The organism is Peribacillus sp. AS_2 (assembly GCF_026891895.1).
In the GTDB taxonomy this organism is placed as follows: domain Bacteria; phylum Bacillota; class Bacilli; order Bacillales; family DSM-1321; genus Peribacillus; species Peribacillus frigoritolerans.
Genome location: NZ_JAPTGA010000002.1, coordinates 224,564 through 246,018, shown reverse-complemented (window position 1 = coordinate 246,018; position 21,455 = coordinate 224,564). Strand labels below are relative to the sequence as shown.

The window sequence follows — 21,455 nt, the reverse complement described above, 5'->3', positions numbered from 1 at the left end:
CTAATGTAACAAGACATAAAGCCACCATGGCAGTCGAAGCCATATAAGACCCCTCCTTAAAAAGACTTGAATCTAATTAATTTCTCCAAAAATCGTCAAAATCCTTCATTTAAATGTAAATTTATTGATATTTATTAAAAAGTTCGAGTTCATTAAACTTTATATAGGTATTTATCCTTTTTTTTGATTTTTAAAACATGGGTAACTATATATTCGTAATTACCAAAAAATAAAAGTATACTAAATATAAAGACAATACAAAAAAGGAGGGGGAGTGTGAGTTGAAAGCAGCGGTTTGGTTCAGGAAAAGTCTCGTCATTTTAGTATCCGTTTTGACGTTTGGTCTTGTCACTCCTTCAGATCTGGCGTGGTTAGCGGAAGCCGATTCGTTAAAGGATACTAAAAAGGGAATAGTGGAAGAAGAGGGATTAGCCTATCTTCCTTCGCAGAATTCAACTGAAATTGAGGAAGAATTCAACCGGGAAGAATTTTTATCGGACATCCTGAATAAGGCAGAGGAAAACGCATTTATGAAATTTGGCGATAAGATCAATCCAAAAATTGGCGATGAATTCAAAATGGTCATATTACCAAAAATGGAAGAAGCCATTACAGAAATGGCTGCACAATTTCCGGATGAAAAATTACAGCAATTGACCATCACTGAGCAGCCGAGTGCAGGCAGGGCCGAGAAGATATTCCATATTTATGATTCAATCAGCGGCAAGGATATCATCAGATTCCATGTAAGGCAGGAAAATCCCCCATTGGAAGGACATTGGTTCGATTTTCACTATCATACTCATCATGATTCATTTGCCACCCATTATAATATAGGGAAAATATATTGGGATAAAAATACGCCGCCAGAGTGGACGAGTAAACAAAAGCTCTCATAGTGTGGGTTTCGTTGATTTTATTTAAGTGGAAGAGAATGATGAAATGAAACTTAATAAGCATCGAATGATACGTTGTCCTGCAACGTATTTATTTTGTGTTTAAACTTAAAGTAAAGTTTTTATCATAACTGGGAACAATGTTATTTTAAAAGGTTTTCTAATTTTGCTGTTATAGGAACAGAGGAGTCTTTATCATGTCAGAGTTGTTAAATAACATCGTGCAAACGTATTCTCAATTTTTTGACTGGCATATGTGGGTCGAGGTTTTATCCGACCCTGTGAGCTGGGGGTTGATCGGAACGCTCGTCTTAATGGAAGGATTGCTATCAGCGGATAACGCACTGGTATTAGCTGTGATGGTCAGGCACCTTCCACAAAAACAACGGAAAAAAGCATTATTTTACGGTTTGTTTGGTGCTTATGCTTTTAGATTTATAGCGATTGGAATCGGTGTTTTCCTCATAAAGCTTTGGTGGGTGAAGGTGATTGGAGCCGCCTACCTTGGTTGGCTCTCGTTTAAATACTTTAGGGATAAAAGAAAAAAACAAGCTGGGATCGACGAAGATATCCAGGGAATGAGTAAAAACAGCATACTGATCCGAATGTTTGGTACTTTATGGGGAACGGTTGCGGCAGTGGAATTGATGGATATAGCATTTTCCGTCGATAGTGTCTTGGCCGCTTTCGGAGTGAGTGAAAAAGTCTGGGTCCTTTTGACAGGCGGAATGATTGGTGTCTTGATGATGCGGGGAGTGGCCGGAGTATTTCTAAAATTGATAGATAAGGTTCCAGAATTGGAAACGGCCGCTTATGTCCTTATCGGATTCATAGCAATAAAAATGTTAATGGCAGTTGCAGGGATCGAAATCCCGCCTGCGATCTTTTTTGCCTTTATATTACTGATTTTCGGCACTACAATCGTCTATCATTTGAAGAAAGGGAAAAAGGTCAAGGAACATGGCTGAGCGCCATTTAAAAAGCTGTCATCAAAATGATGTCAGCTTTTTTTCGCCAAAGCTTCGGAATGGTCTCATCCCGAAGCCCTTTTCCGATTTCCCATAAAAAAGTTCATTGTTTAAGAATCAAATTAAATGAAGAATTATTCTTGTTAGTAATTGTATCTCCCTGGAGGAGGGTTAGTAAATCTGAGCGTTGATTTCCACTCCAGGCACTCGCTTTCCGCGGGCGGTCCGGGAGCCTCCTCGGCGCTTGCCTGCGGGGTCTCCCTTGGCCACGCTTTTCCCGCAGGAGTCTCGTACCTTACGTTCCAATCAACTGGAATGTTTTTTAAATGAAAACTTGCTTTTCTTTTAAATTGTCTTCAGTCTGGCGATTTGAATGGTCTCAATCCTAACCATAATTTTAAAACAAACTTTGTCTTGCTTTTATATGGACGAAACCCTCATAGAATTGAAGAAATTTGCGACACTCCTGCCGAAAAACTGACTAGCCGAGACCCCGCAGACGCTTGCGTCGAGGAGGCTTGGCAGTCAGTCGGCGGAAAGGGAGCGGTTTCTGAAATTAACTGAAATTTTAATACAAAAAAATTGAAGGTGAAATGCTTTTTCTTCGAATTCCATTTTTTGCGGTTGTATCAATCTGTCAATAAACTTGGTCTGAAAGGGTCCCACCCTAATATGATTTAAGAATTTTTCTTCATTTTTTTACTTTTTTATATGGATGAAACCCTCATAGGATTGAAGAAATTTGCGACACTCCTGCCGAAAAACTGGCTAGCCGAGACCCCGCAGACGCTTGCGTCGAGGAGGCTTGGCAGACAGTCGGCGGAAAGGGAGCGGATTTCTGAAATCAACTGAAATGTTAATACAAAGTAAAAGTTGAAGGTGAAATGCTTTTTCTTCGAAATCACCTACAGTTTAAAGCTGACATCAAAAATGATGTCAGCTTTTTTTTTGGAAAATATCAATTAATTGTAGAAGAGCGGTAAATGTAGTGAAAAAAAGCAAAGGCAATAAAAAGTTAAGCCATAGAGAAGACAGTAGCGGATGCAGAAGTATGCCAAAGAAAATGGAGAACAGAAAAAGGTCGAGAATGATAAACACTTTTAAACTGTAAATATCAAGGACTTCTTCAGCAAGTTCATGTTGCTCATTCAAGATGGCTTTTTTATTATTGGTTTCCATGCGATCACCTTAAACCTTTTACGATTATATATATTTGATATATGAAAACCGCGGATCAATGGTTCTTATCAGGATGAATGTGCAACCAAAATTACCAAAAAAACATAGAACTTTTACATTTAAGCAATATGTTATACTAATATAATAGTATGTAAGATTTAGAGATTATAAATAACATATATTTTCCTAACGATACATGAAGAATGAAGAAAGGGGAGAAGAGTATGAAAAGGAAGAAATGGTGGTTATCCATATTTGCATTGTTTGTCTTTTTACTCTCAATGCTCTCCTATTCATTAGCGAAAGATGATGGGGTAAAATGGCGGAATTTACCCAAAGATAATCTTTTAAGACAAGCTGAACTTTTTAAGGGAAATAAAGAATTGCAAAGAATATTTTTATTTCCAGAAGAGGAGTACGATCAAGGGGAAGCACTGAAAATTGCTGGAACCATTAATAAATTGCCTCATTCACTTTTGGTGAAAACAGCGGAAAGTGATGTGAGGATCAAACTATTCGAAGGCGATATAACGGAAAATCAATCCGCGGCCAAATTAAAGGGGAAAACTCCGCGTGGTTATTTGAATAAAGAAACAACTTGGGATGATGTGCCTGGTATGGGCGGATCACATACGGTATTGGTTAAAATCGGGGCGAGTGACAAAGGCAACGGGCATAGCTCGGTTAATTTGGAACTTCATGAGCTGGGGCACTCCATTGATAATATAGTGTTTGATGGAATCCGTGAAGACATGAATTATTTGAAGATTTGGGGTAAGGAAGTGGATGGGCTGTTTCCTGGGATTACGTATTTTTCCAACTACCCTGAGGAATATTTTGCAGAAACGTTCGCCATGTTTTATGTGAACAATGAACAAAATCAATTGCTTAGACAAAAAGCACCCGAGACTTATAATTTTATTAAACAATTAGATTAAACATTGGGCAATAATACGTTAAAATAAGGAGAATGAAAGTAGAAAAGGTGGTTTATCATGAAGCAATATTTAGATTTATGTAAGCATGTACTCGAAAATGGAACGCAAAAAGGTGATCGTACGGGGACAGGAACGATCAGTACCTTTGGATATCAAATGAGATTCAATTTAAAAGATGGATTCCCTGTACTTACAACGAAAAAGGTTAGTTTAAAAGCGATTATCCATGAACTATTATGGTTTTTGAAGGGTGATACAAACGTTGGGTACCTTCAGGAAAACAGTGTGCGCATCTGGAATGAATGGGCGGATGAAAAGGGGGAATTAGGTCCGATTTATGGTCATCAATGGCGTTCCTGGGGAACGGCCGATGGAAGGCAAATCGACCAAATCAGTGAATTGATCGAACAAATCAAGACGAATCCAAATTCAAGAAGATTGATAGTCAGTGCTTGGAATGTTGGGGAACTGGATGAAATGGCCTTGCCGCCTTGCCATGCTTTCTTTCAATTCTATGTTGCTGATGGCAAGCTTTCATGTCAGCTATACCAACGTTCAGCGGACGTCTTCTTAGGTGTTCCTTTTAATATAGCTTCGTATGCGCTTTTAACGATGATGATCGCCCAGGTGTGTGATTTGGAAGTTGGCGAATTTGTACATACTTTCGGGGATGTCCACATCTACTCTAACCACCTTGAACAAGTGGAACTGCAGTTGACTCGTGACCCGAAACCATTGCCAATCATGAAAATCAATCCAGATGTGAAAAATATCTTTGATTTTAGCTTCGAGGACTTCGTTTTGGAAAATTACGAAGCCCATCCCCATATAAAAGGTGAGGTTAGCATATGATATCGTTGATAGTGGCTATGGATCAAAATCGTGTGATAGGTAAAAACAATAAACTGCCATGGCATTTACCAGCAGATCTGCAGTACTTTAAAAAAGTGACGATGGGCCATCCAATCGTCATGGGGCGAAAAACATTTGAATCGATCGGCAGGGTCCTGCCTGGCCGCGAAAATGTCATCGTCACCCGCAATCAGGAATTTAAAGCGGAAGGCTGCGTAGTATTACATGATATTGCACAAATCAAAATGTTCGCAGATAACCATGAAGCGGAAGTCTTCGTAATTGGCGGAGCCGAAATCTTCAAGGAAATCCTTCCTTTTACCGACCGCCTGTATATTACGGAAATTCATGAAACTTTCGAAGGGGATACTTTCTTTCCCGAGATTGATGAAAATGAATGGGATGAAATCTCCTCAAACCCAGGCAACATCGATGAAAAAAATCGATTTGCACATGATTTTATTATTCTACAAAAAAAATAAAGTGCTAATCCGATTATGGGGAAATGACCATAATCGGATTTTTTTGGTATGGGACAACCAAAAGAAAGAATTTTTAGAAAAATCAATTACATTAATAACAGTAAAGTGCTATAATGATTGAATTCATCAGAAAGGAAATGAGGGATTGTTATGAATCAGACTGCATCTAAGAATAGGGGGATTCAATTGGAAGACATTCTAATTGCCTATAGAGAACTGAAAGAAATCGTTTTACATACACCTTTACAAAAAAATCAGAGGCTCTCTGAAAAATATGATTGTAATGTTTATTTAAAACGCGAGGACTTACAACACGTACGTTCCTTTAAATTAAGAGGGGCTTACTATAAAATGAAAAGCCTGACCGAGGAAGAGACGAAGAACGGAGTCGTTTGTGCCAGTGCAGGAAACCATGCACAGGGTGTTGCTTTTTCCTGCAGCCAATTGGGCATTCACGGGAAAATTTATATGCCTGCTACAACTCCAAGGCAAAAAGTCGATCAAGTTCAGCTATTCGGCAGGGATAATGTGGAGATCATCCTAATAGGGGATACATTCGATGATGCATTTGCCATGGCGATGGAATGCTGTGAAAAAGAAGAGCGTTCCTTTATCCATCCATTTGACGATGAAAAGGTAATCGCCGGGCAAGGTACAACGGCTGTAGAAATCCTGAACGATTGTGAAGATGGAATCGACTATGTATTTGCCGCTATGGGCGGCGGCGGGTTAATGGCCGGAGTATCGAGTTATTTCAAATCGGTTTCCCCAAATACGAAATGCATTGGAGTTGAGCCGCAAGGTGCTGCTTCGATGGAATACTCCTTCAAGGAAGGGAAAGTATCTGAACTCGAAAAAATAGATACATTCGTTGATGGTGCAGCTGTCAAGTGTGTGGGACAGTTGACATATCAGCTTTGTAAGGAAAACTTGGAAGATATCGTTGTCGTACCTTCAGGCCAAATCTGTACGACGATTCTCGATTTGTATAATCAGCATGCGATTGTCGCTGAACCGGCAGGCGCTATATCTGTAGCCGCGTTGGATTCATATAAAGAACAAATCAAAGGAAAAACGGTTGTTTGCATGGTCAGCGGAGGGAATAACGACATTGGGCGCATGCAGGAAATTAAAGAGAAATCCTTATTATATGAAGGGCTGCTTTATTATTTTATCGTGAATTTTCCACAACGTGCTGGCGCTTTAAGGGAATTCCTTGATGAAGTGTTAGGACCGAATGATGATATAAGCCGTTTTGAATATACGAAGAAAAATAATAAAGAAAGCGGGCCGGCCCTGGTTGGTATAGAGCTAAAAGATAGAAATGATTATGAAGGGCTCATCCAAAGGATGAACAAGAAAGGATTCTCTTTCGTAGAGGTCAATAAAGACAGTAATTTATTTCACTTGTTGATTTAAACATGGATAAAATGTTAAATTAGGATAGAATAATGCCTATGTTTTTACATTTTATCTGCCGGCCCAGTCGTATATGGGCATACTGTCGATAATTGTTACCATTCTATGACGAATTGCCAGTTCCCTTTCTATTGGTTGGAAATGGTATTATAATCGGAGTAGGTCTAATTACAACACCAAAGGGGATGTATCCATGTCGAACATTGGAGTACCTGGTCTAATTCTAATCTTAATTTTGGCATTAATTATCTTTGGTCCGAAGAAACTTCCAGAAATTGGCCGTGCTTTTGGACAAACGCTTCGTGAGTTTAAAAAATCCACAAGTGATTTAACAAAAGGTGATTATGAAGAAGATAAGAAGCTACAACAAAAAAATCATGAATGATTGAAAGCTGGGCGTAAGATGGAATCGTCTTGCGCCTTTACGCTGTAACAAAGATACGGATTTTCAGATGAAGGCGTGATCAACTTTGGAAGATAAGGAATTAAATATCATCGATCATCTCGATGAATTGAGAAAACGGCTCATCATTACAGCTGTTGCTTTTGTCATCTTTTTTATCGCCAGCTTTATTTATGTTGAGGAGATTTATAATTGGTTCGTGAAAGATCTCGATTTTGACCTGATGGTATTGGGACCGAGTGATATTATCTGGATATACTTCATGCTTGCAGGTGTCGTAGCCATTGCGGCAACGATACCGGTAATTGCCCTGCAAATCTGGTTATTCGTTAAACCCGCTTTGATGCCAAATGAAGTGAGGGCGACCCTTGCCTATATTCCAGCACTTTTCCTGCTTTTTATCGGAGGGCTTGCTTTCGGTTATTTTGTCATCTTCCCGACCATTCTTCAATTTTTGATTGAATTGGGTGATGGGATGTTCATAACCAGTTTTACAGCTGATAAGTACTTTTCATTCGTATTTAATATGACGATACCTTTTGCTGTTTTATTCGAGCTTCCTGTCGTTACCATGTTTTTGACCTCCCTTGGCATAATAAATCCTTATGTGCTTCAAAAATTAAGGAAGTATGCATACTTTGTACTTGTTGTCATAGCGATATCGATTACGCCGCCTGACTTTATGTCAGATTTTATGGTGATGGTTCCATTGCTGTTATTATATGAAATCAGTATTTCATTATCTAAAGTCGTCTATAAACGAAGGGTGAGACGTGAAAGCTTGCGGGAAGACACCTACGAGGAAGGTTTATAAGAAGAAGCCCATAATGGCATTTTGCCCTTATGGGTCTTTTTTTTATGATTATCAATCAAATTTCTCTGTTTTTTTACACATTTGAATATTTATACTTTTGAATTTATTGTGTATAATGTAAGCAATCGGTTAAAAATGAGGATTGATATTTTGATGTTCAAATGCTTGGAATTCAAAGATTGTTTTGGACATAAGGTCACCATTTCAGAAATACCTGTCTTACTGCCTAGTGATCCGAATTTTTTTATGTTGACCGTGCGTTTGGAAGTATTTGTTAAGAAGGTTTTTGCCAATAAAGATCATAAAGAAAATTACTCATTTAAGCATTATTTAGCATCCGTACTCAAATGGCCCGTTTACAACAAGCTTTTTTTTGGAAGTTTACTCAATAATGCTTAATGCGGATTGTTCCATAGCTAACATCTCCGTTAAAAGAGATGACACGAATGCCATGCAATATCAAATGTATCGGCATGTGTTCAGGTTAGCTCATGGAACGGTCTTTTTTTGTGTAATCATTTCAAAAGATAAGTCACTTCAGTCGAAAAATGAAACCTTTGGTTTGAATGCTTACCTTGAATAGGTATAATACAATAGATATGTTAATTTAGGGATGTGTAATGATGAATAAAGTAAAGATAGTAACAGACTCGACAGTAGATATGACACCAGAGGAACTGGAATTTTATGATATTACAATGGTCCCTTTATCGATCTTTATAGATGGGGAGACTTTTTTGGATAAGGTCGAAATCGAACAAGAAGAATTCCTGAAAAGGATGAACCAGTCAAAAGAACTGCCAAAAAGCTCACAACCGGCCGTAGGTACCTTTGTGGAGGTATATGATGAACTCGGAAAAGACGGCAGCGAGATTATTTCCATACATATGACAGGTGGCATGAGCGGTACTGTTCGTTCAGCGGAAAGCGCAGCTAGCATGTCTGAAACGAAGGTTACCGTTCTTGACTCGAAATTCATTTCAAAAGCGATGTCATTTCAGGTGATCGAGGCAGCGAAGATGGCGAAGGAAGGGAAATCCGTAGCCGAGATAATTGAACGATTGGAACATATTAAAAAGCAGTCAAGTTTAATCATTGTCATAGAAACACTTGATAACCTCGTTAAGGGTGGAAGGATTGGCAAAGTTTCTGCTTTTATCGGTTCATTGCTGCACATAAAGCCGATTGCACTTCTTGATGATGGTGTACTGAACCCTGTATCCAAAGCCAGGAGCCAGTCACAGGTCGTCAAGTTCATCATCAAGAAATTCAAAGAAGAGACTCAAGGCAAAAAGATTAGAGGCATCGGTTTTGTACATGCGAATGGCCTTGAAATAGCGGATAAGGTCCGCCAGGCCATTGCAGACTTAACAGGATATCAAGACATAAAGATAGAAGCAACGACTGCCGTTGTCAGTACCCATACAGGTGAGGGCGCCATGGCGATCATGTATTATTGGGACTGATAAGGATATACCATATGAAACTGCGTTTGGCGGCGGTTTCGTCACTTTTACAATTGTCTTTAATTCGTAGAAATAGTTGCTGTCCTCATTCCGGATGGTCTGTTAGAATAAATGAAGTAACAGAATATTTTATACATAAAGGACGGGGTAGGGATGAGAAAGCTGCAATTGCTTATGGCAGCTATGGGAGCGTCAATTTTATTACTGTTGACAGCATGCGGTTCCAATGGTGTACCTGATGCCAAAAATTGGGACCTTGAAGACTTCAGTTATATCGATCAGGAGGGGAAGCCTTTCTCAAAAAGCGATCTTAAAGGAAAGGTTTGGGTAGCGGATTTTATATTCACGAGCTGTGAGACGGTCTGTCTCCCCATGACTTCGAATATGACGAAGCTGCAGCAGCAATTGAAGGATGAAGGGATTAAGGATGTAGAGTTCGTTTCATTTTCCGTGGATCCGGAAATTGATAAACCTGATGTTTTAAAAAAATTTGGTGACCAATTTAATGTGGATTACGGCAACTGGCACTTTCTGACCGGTTATGGACAGGAAGAAATCGAGCAGTTTGTATTGGATAACTTTAAAATGATCGTCAAAAAACCAGAAGCGGAAGATCAGGTGATTCATGGGACCAGTTTTTTTCTGATTGATCAAGAAGGAAAGGTCATCATGGATTATACAGGTCTGCAGGATATTCCGTTTGATGAAATCATTAAGCATATTAAAATTTTACAGAATTATTGAACAGGTTAAATGACCTGTTCTTTCTGTTTTCATCCATCTTAATTACCGGGCTTTATCGATGGTGAAAATGAGCAATAAGTTTTTGAAGAAACAGCGGTAGTGAAGAATGATTTTACATGCTAAGTAACATGCTAATTTTTATAGGACTAGCTTTAATTCACAGCGTTTTTCATATTGTATAGTAAGGAATGCTCAATTTTGGAAGTACAATGAAGGTATATTGTTTGCAATTTTTCGTTTTCTGCATGATATAATATATGGGTAGGAAGGTGAGGGTCATGAGGTACAAAATCACCTGTCTTTTCATATGCCTAGTTTGGATTTCAGGCTGCAGTCAAAATGAAACAGCCTCAAATCAGCCATCTGTTCAGCAGAAAAGCATAGTTGAGCTGAGTAAAAAGGAAACCATTCCTGCCAGCTTTTTTCCGGACCCTGTGAAAATCGTGTCAATTGGCGACTCCTTGACTCAAGGTGTCGGTGATAGTAAAGATAATGGCGGGTATCTGCCTTATTTACAAAATAAGCTGGAAAAAGAACCATCGATTACTTCCGTTGAGATGATTAATCATGGCATACGTGGAAATAGGACCGACCAACTATTGAAAAGACTGGATAAGACTAGGATTAAAGAGGACATAAAGGAAGCTGACTCGATTGTCGTCACAATCGGTGGAAATGATATCATGAAGGTCTTTAAACAGAATTTCTCCAATCTGGAACTGGATCAGTTTGATTCGGCAAAAATAGGGTATGAAAAAAGATTAAGGCAGATACTTGATAAGGTTCGTTCCGAAAATGATTCTGCGCAAATATACCTTGTAGGCGTCTATAATCCATTTTCCAAATGGTTCGGAGATTTTTATGAACTTGATATGATCATGAATGATTGGAATGAAAGTGGAAAAGAGATCATTGAAGAATATGATTCAGCATATTTTATTGAAATAGCAGACATTTTCGAGAATCCCAAAGAAGATTTGCTTTATGCCGAGGATTATTTTCACCCAAATGACCGCGGATATGAATTAATCGCGACTAGAATCTATAATGATATGGATATTACCACTATCGGAAAGGACACATTGGAAGCGAGTGCCAAAGGAGATGATGACCAAGAATGACAAATGTCAAATGGAAGACTTTGTTTATTTCCCTATTAGCCTTAAACATCCTGGTCATCCTGTTTGTAACGATTTTAGTTAATCTGCCGACTAAAGATAAAGAGCTGATACCCAAAGTAAGCCGCGAAGAAGATATCCAATTTCAAATTCACACGAATCGGGAAGATTTGACAAGGTTAATCAACCAGTATCTGGATAAAGAGGGGTTAACGGGATCCATTCACTATGAAGTGTATTTAACGGATGAGGTGGAGCTATACGGAACAATGCCATTTTTCAACCGTGAAGTGGAAATGAAATTGACTTTTGAACCAATTGCCCAAAAGAATGGGGATTTGATTCTTAAGCAAAAATCAATTGCAGTCGGTAAAATGAACCTTCCTGTTTCATATGTAATGAATTTGATTAATGAGCGATATAATATGCCTGAATGGGTTAGCATAAGCCCCAATGATAAAAGTATTTATGTATCATTACAGGATATGGAACTGAAAAGCGATATAAGGGTGAAGGCGAAAGAATTCGATCTGAAAAATGATGATATTTCATTTTTATTGACCATCCCATCATCATTACAATGATCGTGAATAAATGGATAAAAAACCAGGATCGATGCATCCTGGTTTTTTATTCATTTATGGGGAGAGCGTTAGGGTTTCTAGTGAGGATGATTCCCGATTCGATCCGATTATATAAATGGTAGAGGAAGTATTTTCTTGAAATGCTTTGTTTGGCAAAGAGAGTGCGATTTCTTTTGTTCCAGCTTTCCTCACTTCGAAGTCAACTATCATGGGATGAATAGTGAGATATTCGCTTGCTTTCCTGAAATGGAGTTGATCAAAGACGACATCTCCGCCTTTGACCGCAATGTCCACCGAGGGTAATTCATGTGAAAGCTGGATGAATCGGACCTTTGCTTCATTTGGAGGAACAGATGGGTTATCCTCGAAAGGTAAAATTTTCAACGATTCGTTAGCCACGGTAGGTGCTAGAGCAATGGTATAGGAAGCTCCGATTTCGAGAGCCACTTTACAGCTTAATAGAGGTGAGGTGTTTTGCCCGCTGCGGTATATATCCAATTGGTACTTGCCAGGGGGCAGTGGTGAATAACCATTGCACTCTTTATACGAGAAATTTTTGAGGAAACGCATTTCATTTACATGAACATCAAATGGGTGAGCTGTTGGGGCAGCATGTAAGAAGCGGACTTGTGCAGGCAGTAGGACAGTTATTTGTTCATTTCTGTATGTTGAATTTTCGAGACTTTTCAAATGTTTATGGTAATAATAATCATGAAATTGCGAATCGCTGTTTTTATAAGACGATAGTAAATCATATGTTTCCGATTTTTGTGGATATGATTGTTTATCGCTCATTTCCAACACCTCTCATTTTTTTCCATCATGTTGTTAACATATGTAATCATGCTTGGGCGTGTGTCTCCTTTTTAAAAAGAAAGGTAACATTTTCGTGAAAAGGCTCTCGGCATATTATTTTACAGGGGTATATAAAAACGTTAAAATGCATTCAATGGATGGTTTGTAAAAAAGGAGGATTTTCATTGACAAAGCAATTAGAGAAAGCAACATTCGCAGGTGGATGTTTCTGGTGCATGGTGAAACCGTTCGATGAACAGCCTGGCATCGAATCCGTTATCTCGGGCTATACAGGCGGGACTACGGAAAATCCCACGTACAAAGAGGTTTGTTCTGAAACCACGGGACATTATGAAGCTGTTCAGATTACCTTTGATCCAAACGTATATCCATATGAGAAGATAATTGAGTTATTTTGGCAGCAAATTGATCCGACAGATCCTGGCGGGCAATTTTATGACCGGGGAAGTTCTTATCAAACGGCCATTTTTTATCATGACGAAAACCAACGTGAAATTGCAGAAGCATCCAAAGCTAAGCTGCAGGCGAGCGGGAAGTTTTCCGGACCGATCGTAACCCCGATTATACCGGCCAAAACGTTTTATCCAGCCGAGACATACCACCAGCATTACTATAAAAAGCAACCTGAACATTATGAAAGATATTCGACTGGCTCAGGACGTAAAGCATTTATACAACATCACTGGGGGGAAAAAAATGAAAAGTAAAGAAGAATTAAAAAAGAAACTCACTCCGATTCAATATGAAGTAACGCAAAATAGTGGAACGGAACCAGCCTTTAACAATGAATATTGGAATTTGAAGGAGGAAGGATTATATGTGGATATCGTTTCAGGCAATCCTCTTTTCACTTCAAAGGAAAAGTTCGATTCAGGCTGCGGTTGGCCAAGCTTCACTAAACCGCTTAAAGAAGAGGAAGTGGTGGAAAACCTCGATACGAGTTATGGTATGAGAAGGATCGAGGTCCGCTCAAAAACTGCCGATTCTCATCTGGGACATGTTTTCAATGACGGGCCGGGACCGTCAGGATTACGCTATTGCATCAATTCTGCATCATTAAGGTTCATCCCGCTCCAAGATCTTGAAAAAGAGGGATACGGGGAATATAAAAAGCTTTTTGAGTGATTGGAAAACCCCCTATCAGATTATGATAGGGGGTTATTTATTGAGTAATATTCAATCTGTGATGATTGACGCGATCCGGACATATGGAATGTCGGTCAGGTCCATTGCTTTAGTCCTGCCAGTCACCTCAAAACGGACAGTATGTGAACCGGTGCGAAGTCCATTAGTGACAAATAAATATCTTTCACGGGCAAATGGCCACCATGTATTCAAAGTCGTGATTTCATTTCCGTCTATCCAGACATTCACTTCCCCGCCATCAGGACTTCTAAGCAGTTTCACACCAAGCATACTCCCTTTGAAGGTATATTGAATCACACTGCCCTTTTCACTACTAGTGAAATAGCCGCCCATTGGCCGGAAACCGCTCATTTTTTCATAGTGGTCAATTTCCGATAATTCAAAACCGGAACGGGCATGCAGCTTAGTTGGAAGACCCGCTACAGCCTTCTCTTGTTTGATGTTATCCAGGAACCGTTCATAAATGGCATCGGCATATAATTTATACCCCAGCCCATTTGGATGTACCAAATCTTTGGTCAGCTGTTTTTCTGTATATCCTGAATTTTTGAATATCGGCCGCATATCCACATTTGTAGCACCATAATGTTTGGATAAAAGTCCAATGGCTGTCGCAAATTCCTCATATCTCAAGGAACTCTCTGTTATTGTGAATAACTCAGCATTAGGGTGGAGCCGTTTTGCCTTTCTCATTAACGCTTCATATGTCATGGTAAAATCATCGACATTCATATATTTGCGGTCATTTTCACCAAAAACGAAGAAAATCAGATCTTTATGATCATGCTTCCTTCTTTGGGAAAGCTTGAATAGGCCCTCAAAAGCAGTTGATCCGCTTTGGACCACGTAGTCACCGTGTAACGGAATATCATTGGCATCATTCATCTTATTTTCTAGCTGTTTGAACCATGTTAGATTAGGATTTTCAGCTCCCGATCCTCTTCCGATACTGTCACCAATGACGAGATACTGAATGGGCTGGCCTGATTGGAATTTTTGATAAACATTTATCGAATCATCTGATCCATATGTTTTAGGAACTTTTTGAAGGATATAGCTGATTAGAAGGATCGTGGCGATTGCAGCGAAAGGGATGAAGGGTTTTGCTTTTGTTTTCAATTATGTTCCCCCGTATTGCCTTTTATGTATCCATGAAGGTATGAGATAGCTTAAAGAGGCTAAGAATTGTTTTTTCCTTATTATATCCCAATTTTAAAGTAACACAATAAATTTGTGACAATTTTCATGGTTACTCGTGGGATTTCAGCCATTGAATGAATAACGCTTAAGATGGTGTTGATTGAAGTTTTTTCTTAAATCCAAAAAAATGGGCAAATGCACAGACCAAGGCGGGCGTATCGACATATGGTAAGGTGTAAAGAGAAAACAGAATTCTAAAAGGAGTGAAACTTAATGTACGGATATGGTGGAAATGCTGCAGGACCAGGGTACGGTTATGGTGGAGGTGGATACGGCGGCGGTGGCTGCGGTGGCTGCGGATTTGGATCAGGCTTCGCTTTAATCGTTGTCTTGTTCATTCTATTGATTATCATCGGTGCTTCATTCTGCTGCTAATTCAATAACCCAAAGACCAGTTGATAAAGCTGGTCTTTTCTTTATGTATGGAAATTGGTGGTTTGACGGTGGACCTTTCTGATTCCATGGTTGCTGACTGAATCGTCATGGATAAATCCAGGTGATCATGGGACAGGCGATACACAGCCATTCCTGTTTTAAATCCTGATTTCTGTGCATCGGGAATGACGTGAGAATTCAAAGAAATTAGCTCGGTGAATGACATACGATAAAGGACTTAGTTTTCTTTGTAAACCATTTCTGCTAAAATAACGACAGAATGTAATTAATTTAGGGGGATAAAGATATGAAACCTTCCCGTTTACAAGCAGGGGATGAAATTCGCGTAATTGCTCCTTCTAGAAGCTTGGCGATTGTCAAAGGGGAACAACGCAGATTGGCAGAAGAAAGATTGACTGAGCTTGGTTTTAAAGTGACATATGGTAAAACGGTTTTGTTCCATGATGACTTTTTCTCGAATTCGATCGAAGACCGGATCGAGGATTTGCATGATGCGTTCAGGGATCCGAATGTTAAGGGGATTTTCACAAGCATCGGGGGGTATAACGCTAACCAATTGTTACGGTATATCGACTATGATTTGATTAAGGAAAATCCAAAAGTGTTGATGGGGTATAGTGATATAACCGCCATTTTATTGGCCATTTATAATAAAACAGGCTTAACTACATATTCAGGTCCTCATTTCTCGACGTTCGGGATGAAGGCTGGTCTGGAATATACGATGGAATATTTTAAAAAGGCTGTAATTGAAAGTGAAGGCTTTTATCTTGAACCAAGTGAAACGTGGAGTGATGATTCTTGGCATTTGGAACAGGATGACCGAACTTTCCACCCGAATGCTGGATACATGGTCATTCAGGAAGGTGAAGCTGCCGGGACAATCATTGGGGGAAATCTTTGTACACTCAATCTATTACAAGGTACAGAGTACATGCCATCTTTAAAGGACAGTATCCTTTTCATAGAAGATGACGAAGAAAGCCATCCATTCAGTTTTGACCGGGATTTACAATCCTTGCTCCATCAGCCAGGTGCAAGTGGGATTATAGGAATAGTCATCGGCCGTTTCCAAAAGGATTCAGGAATGACTGATTATGCTTTACAGGAAATCATCGCCGCCAAAAAGGAGATAAGTGGCATACCCGTGATCGCTAATGCCAACTTTGGTCATGTTCATCCTTTTGTAACTGTGCCGGTTGGTTCAAAAGCAGTAATGAAGGTGAAGAACGGAAAAGCGACGATCCAGATCCATCCATGAACAGTTTGAAGACGCCGTTCAAAAAATGGACGGTGTTTTCATCTGTTAGGGGTATGTATGAATATGGTTTTCATTATGGTGTATATTAGGAGTCTTTCCTCTTGTCAGCCCTGGAAATTGTCCTATTTTACAAGCATTATTAGGGAATATGAGTCTAATAGTTCAAATTCTTTATTTTTCTGATATAATACTAAGAGATTTAAAATAGAAAAGGTGATTATGTGTTATTAACAATTCCAGCATCCATTCGATTAGAAGGGGCTTTGGCCGAGTATAATAAAAAAGGCCGTGTGAGCCATACATGTTCCGTTTGTAACGAAGACACTTCTAACGGGGATGCAAGTAACTTGAACTACTATAAGTTAGGAACTAAAAAAGTTTGTCATTCCTGCATGAAAAATGTTTTGCGTCATCCGTCTTTAAAAGAGTATGAATATGTACATACTTCAAATATCGATAAAACGGCTTTTTATAAAAATGTGTTGGCTGTTTTAAAGGATGAAAGTTTTTTGGAATCCATTCGTGAAGAAAAACTAAATAGCGTATTGTAAGAAAAAAGTGTATCTCTCGCGGATACACTTTTTTTGTCGCTATTTTTGGAAAATCACCCATGAAACCAAGAAATTATCCGTATACATGCTTAGGCCAATTTCCTTAGCAAGATTGCCTTCATCTGGACATACACTTTATTATATGGCATTTGTTTTTAAAGAGAAGGAGTGTGCGGGCTTATGGAGCAGTCTTCATTGATCAAACCGGTCCTGGGAGGAGCCTACCCGACTATCAGTCATGGTCAGGGAGTGTTTTTATACGATAAAAATGGAAAGGATTATCTCGATGCTTCTAGCGGTGCCGTTACAGCCAATATTGGCCATGGAGTCCAGGAAATCATTGAGGCGATGGTAAAACAGGCTCAACAGGTTTCGTTTGTGTATCGTTCCCAATTTACCAGCGATGCTGCAGAGAAACTCGCCGGAAAAATTGCAGAATTGACCAAAGGGGAACTGACATACAGCTTTTTTGTAAACAGCGGCTCCGAGGCGACTGAAACGGCATTGAAAATTGCCATTCAGCATTGGCAGGAAAAAGGGAAGCCAAAGAAACAGAAAATCATATCGAGATGGATGAGCTACCATGGCATCACGATGGGAGCTCTTTCAATGTCTGGACATCCGATTCGCCGGGAACGCTTTACTCCTTTGCTTGAATCATATCCTTCTGTATCTCCTCCATATTGTTACCGATGTCCACTTCAACTTGACCAACATACTTGCGGAATGGCCTGTGCTTCGGAATTGGAAGCATCAATCCGGCGCATTGGCAGTGAAAATATAGCGGCGTTCATTGCAGAACCTGTTATCGGCGCAGCCGGAGGGGCCATTGTTCCTCCTGACGGTTATTTTCAAAAACTCAAGAAAATCTGCGAAGAGAATGATATTTTATTCATTGCGGATGAAGTAATGACCGGATTTGGACGTACCGGTAAGATGCTTGCTTCAGAATATTGGGATGTGGAACCTGATATCGTGACATTAGGTAAAGGTATGAGCGGGGGGTATACCCCAATAGCGGCAGCAGTAATGACCAAAGACGTGATGGAACCCATAATGAAAGGATCGAAGTCAATTATAGGAGGTCATACTTTAAGTGCAAATCCGTTATCGTGTGCGGTATCTTTGGCGGTATTAGACTATGTCGAAAGGAATGAACTTGTCGAAAAATCAGCCGACAGGGGGAATTACCTGATTAGGGGCCTGAAAAAGTTGGCAGGGAAGTATTCCTTTATCGGTGATATACGAGGGAGAGGTTTATTGATTGGCATCGAATTTGTCCTGGATAGAGCAACGAAGGCCCCATTTCCGAAGGATGCAGATGTGACCAATGAAATCATTGAATTGGGAATGAGGAACGGAATCCTTCTTTATCCCGCAGCTGCAGGCCTTGACGGTGTAACCGGGGCAGCACTCATCATCTCCCCGCCGCTAACGATATCGGAAGAGGAGTGTGCTAAATTGTTAATGAGGGCCGATATAACCTTTGGGCAATTTAATGAATCGATAGGTAAACGATCATCACAACAAGGAAGTGAGTCATAGTGGTGGAAAATACATTCCAGAAGATTTGTCGTTTGGAAGATGTCCGCCATCACTTTAAAGATAAACAGTCCATCCTATTTGGGGGATTCGGTGGCATAGGGACGCCTCCGGGATTGATCAATGTGATATTGGAATCAGGTATTAAGGATTTAACCTTGATTGGGAACGATACAGGTTTCCCAGATATCGGAATCGGAAAACTGGTCACCCAGCGCCGAGCGAAAAAAGTCATCGTTTCCCATATCGGTTCCAATCCCAATGCAGGACTATTAATGAACAATGGTGAACTCGAAGTGGAGTTCTGTCCGCAAGGGACACTTGTCGAACGCATCCGGGCCGGAGGGATGGGACTTGGCGGAATATTGACCGATATTGGAATGGAAGCCGATATCGTCCGGGAAGGCAAGCAAACCGTAAAGCTAGGCAAGAAAAATTATCTGGTGGAATCGGCATTAACTGCAGATATCGCCATTGTTTACGCAGAAATGGCTGATCCTTATGGAAATCTTCTATTCGATAAAAGTGCCAGGAATACGAATCCAATCGTTGCTGCGGCCGGACAGATCACTATAGTCGAAGTCAGGCAAATCGTTCCGCTGGGCACTTTGGATCCAGAGAACATCATTGTACCGGGTGCCTTTGTGGATTATATCATTCCATCAAAAGGAGTCGATTGGAAATGGGTTTGGGAACAGGGGATAGAAACAGAATAGCGAAACGGGCAGCAGCAGAAATAAGCGATGGGATGCTGGTCAATTTGGGAATTGGCATTCCATCACTTGTACCGAATCATCTTTGGGATGATCATAAAGTTATGTTTCATGCAGAAAATGGCCTTGTGGGAATTGGCAGTACTCCTGAAACGGGGAAGGAAGATGCGCATCTTTGCAATGCTGGGGGATTGCCGATCACCATTAGAGCCGGGGCTTCTTACTGCGACAGTACTGTTGCATTTGGAATGATACGCCGCGGCAGGGTGGATATCACGATTCTAGGAGCCCTTCAAGTAAGTCAAGCGGGGGATCTCGCAAATTGGATTGTTCCGGGAAAGCGGGTACCAGGCATGGGCGGTGCAATGGAACTGGCTGCAAAGGCAAAAAAGGTCATTGTCTTGATGGAACATAACGATAAAGCGGGCATGTCTAAATTAGTCAAAACATGTACGTTGCCGTTAACAGCCCAAAAATGCGTACATATGATCATCACCGAATTAGGCGTGTTTTCCGTAACTTCGGAGGGCCTTCTATTAACTGATGTATTTGATACGTCCAGCATTGAGGAAATCAGGAATCGGACCGAAGCCTTGTTTACCGTCTCTGAAAACATCCACAAATTAAAAGAATGAGAGAGGAGAATGGATATGTATGAGGAAAAAATAAGAACATGGCTGAATGAACATCGGATGAATGGGGTACAGCTTTTGCAAAAACTGGTTCAGGAACCGAGCAAAAGGGGCCAAGAAGGAAGTGCACAAGCAATAGTGGTCGAAAAGTGCAGACAACTTGGTCTGGAAATAGACCTTTGGGAAATCGGGGATGAACAATTAAGAAAACATCCCCATTTCTATTGCGACCGCAGGGATTTTAAAGGAAATCCGAACCTTGTGGCCATTAAAAGAGGAACAGGCAAGGGGAAATCCCTTATTTTAAACGGACATATTGATGTAGTTCCTGAAGGTGATCATGCAGCATGGCACGATGAACCCTATAGCGGCAAGTTGATGGACGGGAAAGTTTTCGGGCGGGGAACGACGGATATGAAAGGCGGCAATGTATCTTTATTGCTGGCCATTGAAGCGATCGTCGAATCTGGAATCCAATTGAAGGGGGATTTGATATTTCAGAGTGTGATTGAAGAGGAAAGCGGTGGTGCCGGCACACTTGCGGCAGTCATACGCGGGTATAAAGCTGATGGTGCAATCATTCCGGAACCTACAAATATGAAAATATTCCCATTACAGCAAGGTTCGATGTGGTTTCGACTGAGAATAAAAGGCAAGTCTGCACATGGAGGCACTAGGTATGAAGGAGTCAGTGCAATTGATAAAGCGGTTGTTGTAATGAAAGAAATCAAGATGCTTGAACAAGAACGGAATGAGTCACTCCGTCATTCACTCTATAAAAATGTCCCTATCCCCATTCCAATCAATATTGGTAGCATTCAAAGCGGGAATTGGCCTTCCTCCGTGCCGGATACAGCTGTCCTGGAAGGAAGATTCGGCATCGCCCCTACAGAAACCATGGAAGATGCACAAGAATCGCTGAAGGAGCGAATAGATGCTTTAAACGAGAGTGATGCATGGTTCAAAGAAAGACCTATTGAATTAGAATGGTTTGGTGCCAGATGGCTGCCTGGCAATCTCGAAATCAATCACCCGCTCATGAAGACAATTAGCACATACTATGAAAAAGTGGTCGGGGAAGAACCGCTTGTCGAAGCTTCCCCATGGGCGACGGATGGAGGGTATCTTTCATCGGTTGGTTCTACCCCCGTCGTTGTGTTTGGACCAGGGGAAACGAAGATGGCCCATGATTCGAACGAATATATAGAGGTGGATAAAATGTTGGAAGTTGCGGAAATCATCGCATTGACCATCATTGAATGGTGTGGGGTGGACCAGGAATAATCATTTTTCCAAGGTCTGATCCGGGAAGGGTCAGGCCTTTCGCAACAATTT

At 40.4% G+C, this 21,455-nt stretch carries 27 protein-coding genes; 23 read left to right on the top strand and 4 right to left on the bottom strand.

Annotated elements, in window-relative coordinates; all coding sequences use genetic code 11:
- The first annotated feature begins 281 nt into the window (after nucleotides 1–281).
- On the top strand, nucleotides 282–899 hold the full coding sequence (locus OTG27_RS03985) for a YpjP family protein (RefSeq protein WP_098864250.1): 618 nt from the start codon (nucleotides 282–284) through the stop codon (nucleotides 897–899).
- Nucleotides 900–1,093: 194 nt separating this feature from the next.
- Nucleotides 1,094–1,864, top strand: a complete 771-nt coding sequence (locus OTG27_RS03980) for a TerC family protein (RefSeq protein WP_268936280.1) — start codon at nucleotides 1,094–1,096, stop codon at nucleotides 1,862–1,864.
- A gap of 936 nt (nucleotides 1,865–2,800) precedes the next feature.
- Here the strand turns inward: OTG27_RS03980 and OTG27_RS03975 are convergent.
- Entirely contained in the window at nucleotides 2,801–3,043 is a 243-nt protein-coding gene (locus OTG27_RS03975) for a hypothetical protein (RefSeq protein WP_268936279.1), read from the bottom strand.
- A gap of 224 nt (nucleotides 3,044–3,267) precedes the next feature.
- On the opposite strand from OTG27_RS03975, the gene OTG27_RS03970 reads away from it, so the two are divergent.
- The 12 genes from OTG27_RS03970 (at nucleotide 3,268) to OTG27_RS03915 (ending at nucleotide 11,863) form a co-directional block, all read left to right on the top strand.
- Nucleotides 3,268–3,981 (top strand): anthrax toxin lethal factor-related metalloendopeptidase, encoded by a 714-nt coding sequence (locus OTG27_RS03970; RefSeq protein ID WP_268936278.1) that lies wholly within the window; start codon nucleotides 3,268–3,270, stop codon nucleotides 3,979–3,981.
- Nucleotides 3,982–4,038: 57 nt separating this feature from the next.
- Complete coding sequence (locus OTG27_RS03965) at nucleotides 4,039–4,833, top strand: thymidylate synthase (RefSeq protein WP_048686772.1); 795 nt, start codon at nucleotides 4,039–4,041, stop codon at nucleotides 4,831–4,833.
- On the top strand, nucleotides 4,830–5,315 hold the full coding sequence (locus tag OTG27_RS03960) for a dihydrofolate reductase (protein WP_191930369.1): 486 nt from the start codon (nucleotides 4,830–4,832) through the stop codon (nucleotides 5,313–5,315). The genes OTG27_RS03965 and OTG27_RS03960 overlap by 4 nt, the downstream gene beginning before the upstream one ends.
- Before the next feature lie 150 nt (nucleotides 5,316–5,465).
- Nucleotides 5,466–6,734, top strand: coding sequence for a threonine ammonia-lyase IlvA (gene ilvA, locus OTG27_RS03955; RefSeq protein ID WP_098185822.1), 1,269 nt, complete (start codon nucleotides 5,466–5,468; stop codon nucleotides 6,732–6,734).
- Between the two features lie 193 nt (nucleotides 6,735–6,927).
- Nucleotides 6,928–7,119, top strand: a complete 192-nt coding sequence (gene tatA / locus OTG27_RS03950; protein ID WP_034307557.1) for a twin-arginine translocase TatA/TatE family subunit — start codon at nucleotides 6,928–6,930, stop codon at nucleotides 7,117–7,119.
- 85 nt (nucleotides 7,120–7,204) lie between these two features.
- Complete coding sequence (gene tatC / locus OTG27_RS03945; protein ID WP_034307555.1) at nucleotides 7,205–7,951, top strand: twin-arginine translocase subunit TatC; 747 nt, start codon at nucleotides 7,205–7,207, stop codon at nucleotides 7,949–7,951.
- Between the two features lie 135 nt (nucleotides 7,952–8,086).
- A complete protein-coding gene (locus OTG27_RS03940; protein ID WP_306804680.1) occupies nucleotides 8,087–8,350 on the top strand; it encodes a DUF2535 family protein in 264 nt (87 codons plus the stop codon).
- Entirely contained in the window at nucleotides 8,343–8,534 is a 192-nt protein-coding gene (locus OTG27_RS03935; RefSeq protein ID WP_268936277.1) for a hypothetical protein, read from the top strand. Before OTG27_RS03940 ends, OTG27_RS03935 begins: the two co-directional genes overlap by 8 nt.
- Before the next feature lie 40 nt (nucleotides 8,535–8,574).
- Entirely contained in the window at nucleotides 8,575–9,417 is an 843-nt protein-coding gene (locus tag OTG27_RS03930) for a DegV family protein (protein ID WP_057277320.1), read from the top strand.
- A gap of 153 nt (nucleotides 9,418–9,570) precedes the next feature.
- Nucleotides 9,571–10,161, top strand: a complete 591-nt coding sequence (locus OTG27_RS03925) for an SCO family protein (protein WP_268936276.1) — start codon at nucleotides 9,571–9,573, stop codon at nucleotides 10,159–10,161.
- A 278-nt stretch (nucleotides 10,162–10,439) separates the two neighbouring features.
- Nucleotides 10,440–11,282 carry an SGNH/GDSL hydrolase family protein gene (locus OTG27_RS03920; RefSeq protein ID WP_268936275.1) on the top strand — a complete coding sequence of 281 codons (843 nt, stop codon included), beginning with the start codon at nucleotides 10,440–10,442 and terminating at the stop codon, nucleotides 11,280–11,282.
- Nucleotides 11,279–11,863: a YpmS family protein gene (locus OTG27_RS03915; RefSeq protein WP_057277322.1), complete on the top strand. Its 585-nt coding sequence runs from the start codon at nucleotides 11,279–11,281 to the stop codon at nucleotides 11,861–11,863. The genes OTG27_RS03920 and OTG27_RS03915 overlap by 4 nt, the downstream gene beginning before the upstream one ends.
- A 54-nt stretch (nucleotides 11,864–11,917) precedes the next feature.
- Here the strand turns inward: OTG27_RS03915 and OTG27_RS03910 are convergent, their stop codons facing one another.
- The gene (locus tag OTG27_RS03910; RefSeq protein WP_268936274.1) at nucleotides 11,918–12,658 is read right to left on the bottom strand and encodes a DUF4397 domain-containing protein; all 741 of its coding nucleotides are present in this window, start codon (nucleotides 12,656–12,658) and stop codon (nucleotides 11,918–11,920) included.
- Nucleotides 12,659–12,894: 236 nt separating this feature from the next.
- Between OTG27_RS03910 and msrA the strand changes: the two genes are divergently transcribed.
- A complete protein-coding gene (gene msrA, locus OTG27_RS03905) occupies nucleotides 12,895–13,386 on the top strand; it encodes a peptide-methionine (S)-S-oxide reductase MsrA (protein WP_371748535.1) in 492 nt (163 codons plus the stop codon).
- On the top strand, nucleotides 13,376–13,804 hold the full coding sequence (msrB, locus tag OTG27_RS03900) for a peptide-methionine (R)-S-oxide reductase MsrB (protein ID WP_239858347.1): 429 nt from the start codon (nucleotides 13,376–13,378) through the stop codon (nucleotides 13,802–13,804). Before msrA ends, msrB begins: the two co-directional genes overlap by 11 nt.
- Before the next feature lie 51 nt (nucleotides 13,805–13,855).
- On the opposite strand, the gene OTG27_RS03895 is transcribed toward msrB, so the two are convergent.
- Nucleotides 13,856–14,944 (bottom strand): SGNH/GDSL hydrolase family protein, encoded by a 1,089-nt coding sequence (locus OTG27_RS03895; RefSeq protein WP_268936273.1) that lies wholly within the window; start codon nucleotides 14,942–14,944, stop codon nucleotides 13,856–13,858.
- A 294-nt stretch (nucleotides 14,945–15,238) separates the two neighbouring features.
- Between OTG27_RS03895 and OTG27_RS03890 the strand changes: the two genes are divergently transcribed.
- Complete coding sequence (locus tag OTG27_RS03890; RefSeq protein WP_098185828.1) at nucleotides 15,239–15,400, top strand: YjcZ family sporulation protein; 162 nt, start codon at nucleotides 15,239–15,241, stop codon at nucleotides 15,398–15,400.
- A gap of 1 nt (nucleotide 15,401) precedes the next feature.
- On the opposite strand, the gene OTG27_RS03885 is transcribed toward OTG27_RS03890, so the two are convergent.
- Complete coding sequence (locus OTG27_RS03885) at nucleotides 15,402–15,602, bottom strand: hypothetical protein (RefSeq protein ID WP_268936272.1); 201 nt, start codon at nucleotides 15,600–15,602, stop codon at nucleotides 15,402–15,404.
- A gap of 105 nt (nucleotides 15,603–15,707) precedes the next feature.
- On the opposite strand from OTG27_RS03885, the gene OTG27_RS03880 reads away from it, so the two are divergent.
- The 6 genes from OTG27_RS03880 (at nucleotide 15,708) to OTG27_RS03855 (ending at nucleotide 21,404) form a co-directional block, all read left to right on the top strand.
- Nucleotides 15,708–16,682, top strand: a complete 975-nt coding sequence (locus tag OTG27_RS03880; RefSeq protein WP_268936271.1) for a S66 peptidase family protein — start codon at nucleotides 15,708–15,710, stop codon at nucleotides 16,680–16,682.
- Nucleotides 16,683–16,903: 221 nt separating this feature from the next.
- Complete coding sequence (locus OTG27_RS03875) at nucleotides 16,904–17,233, top strand: hypothetical protein (protein ID WP_034307530.1); 330 nt, start codon at nucleotides 16,904–16,906, stop codon at nucleotides 17,231–17,233.
- 180 nt (nucleotides 17,234–17,413) lie between these two features.
- The gene (locus OTG27_RS03870) at nucleotides 17,414–18,778 is read left to right on the top strand and encodes an aspartate aminotransferase family protein (protein ID WP_268936270.1); all 1,365 of its coding nucleotides are present in this window, start codon (nucleotides 17,414–17,416) and stop codon (nucleotides 18,776–18,778) included.
- 2 nt (nucleotides 18,779–18,780) lie between these two features.
- Nucleotides 18,781–19,491 carry a 3-oxoacid CoA-transferase subunit A gene (locus tag OTG27_RS03865; RefSeq protein WP_191930434.1) on the top strand — a complete coding sequence of 237 codons (711 nt, stop codon included), beginning with the start codon at nucleotides 18,781–18,783 and terminating at the stop codon, nucleotides 19,489–19,491.
- A complete protein-coding gene (locus OTG27_RS03860) occupies nucleotides 19,458–20,123 on the top strand; it encodes a 3-oxoacid CoA-transferase subunit B (protein ID WP_098185832.1) in 666 nt (221 codons plus the stop codon). Before OTG27_RS03865 ends, OTG27_RS03860 begins: the two co-directional genes overlap by 34 nt.
- A 9-nt stretch (nucleotides 20,124–20,132) precedes the next feature.
- Nucleotides 20,133–21,404 (top strand): peptidase, encoded by a 1,272-nt coding sequence (locus OTG27_RS03855; protein ID WP_268936269.1) that lies wholly within the window; start codon nucleotides 20,133–20,135, stop codon nucleotides 21,402–21,404.
- Nucleotides 21,405–21,455: the final 51 nt, after the last annotated feature.

Bases quoted from the DNA above. Each gene is read 5' to 3' on its own strand.
- OTG27_RS03980 (WP_268936280.1), top strand. From the start codon at position 1,094: ATGTCAGAGTTGTTAAATAACATCGTGCAAACGTATTCTCAATTTTTT.
- OTG27_RS03975 (WP_268936279.1), bottom strand. From the start codon at position 3,043: ATGGAAACCAATAATAAAAAAGCCATCTTGAATGAGCAACATGAACTT.
- OTG27_RS03970 (WP_268936278.1), top strand. From the start codon at position 3,268: ATGAAAAGGAAGAAATGGTGGTTATCCATATTTGCATTGTTTGTCTTT.
- OTG27_RS03965 (WP_048686772.1), top strand. From the start codon at position 4,039: ATGAAGCAATATTTAGATTTATGTAAGCATGTACTCGAAAATGGAACG.
- OTG27_RS03960 (WP_191930369.1), top strand. From the start codon at position 4,830: ATGATATCGTTGATAGTGGCTATGGATCAAAATCGTGTGATAGGTAAA.
- ilvA (WP_098185822.1), top strand. From the start codon at position 5,466: ATGAATCAGACTGCATCTAAGAATAGGGGGATTCAATTGGAAGACATT.
- tatA (WP_034307557.1), top strand. From the start codon at position 6,928: ATGTCGAACATTGGAGTACCTGGTCTAATTCTAATCTTAATTTTGGCA.
- OTG27_RS03940 (WP_306804680.1), top strand. From the start codon at position 8,087: ATGAGGATTGATATTTTGATGTTCAAATGCTTGGAATTCAAAGATTGT.
- OTG27_RS03935 (WP_268936277.1), top strand. From the start codon at position 8,343: ATGCTTAATGCGGATTGTTCCATAGCTAACATCTCCGTTAAAAGAGAT.
- OTG27_RS03930 (WP_057277320.1), top strand. From the start codon at position 8,575: ATGAATAAAGTAAAGATAGTAACAGACTCGACAGTAGATATGACACCA.
- OTG27_RS03925 (WP_268936276.1), top strand. From the start codon at position 9,571: ATGAGAAAGCTGCAATTGCTTATGGCAGCTATGGGAGCGTCAATTTTA.
- OTG27_RS03920 (WP_268936275.1), top strand. From the start codon at position 10,440: ATGAGGTACAAAATCACCTGTCTTTTCATATGCCTAGTTTGGATTTCA.
- OTG27_RS03915 (WP_057277322.1), top strand. From the start codon at position 11,279: ATGACAAATGTCAAATGGAAGACTTTGTTTATTTCCCTATTAGCCTTA.
- OTG27_RS03910 (WP_268936274.1), bottom strand. From the start codon at position 12,658: ATGAGCGATAAACAATCATATCCACAAAAATCGGAAACATATGATTTA.
- msrA (WP_371748535.1), top strand. From the start codon at position 12,895: ATGGTGAAACCGTTCGATGAACAGCCTGGCATCGAATCCGTTATCTCG.
- msrB (WP_239858347.1), top strand. From the start codon at position 13,376: ATGAAAAGTAAAGAAGAATTAAAAAAGAAACTCACTCCGATTCAATAT.
- OTG27_RS03890 (WP_098185828.1), top strand. From the start codon at position 15,239: ATGTACGGATATGGTGGAAATGCTGCAGGACCAGGGTACGGTTATGGT.
- OTG27_RS03880 (WP_268936271.1), top strand. From the start codon at position 15,708: ATGAAACCTTCCCGTTTACAAGCAGGGGATGAAATTCGCGTAATTGCT.
- OTG27_RS03870 (WP_268936270.1), top strand. From the start codon at position 17,414: ATGGAGCAGTCTTCATTGATCAAACCGGTCCTGGGAGGAGCCTACCCG.
- OTG27_RS03860 (WP_098185832.1), top strand. From the start codon at position 19,458: ATGGGTTTGGGAACAGGGGATAGAAACAGAATAGCGAAACGGGCAGCA.
- OTG27_RS03855 (WP_268936269.1), top strand. From the start codon at position 20,133: ATGGATATGTATGAGGAAAAAATAAGAACATGGCTGAATGAACATCGG.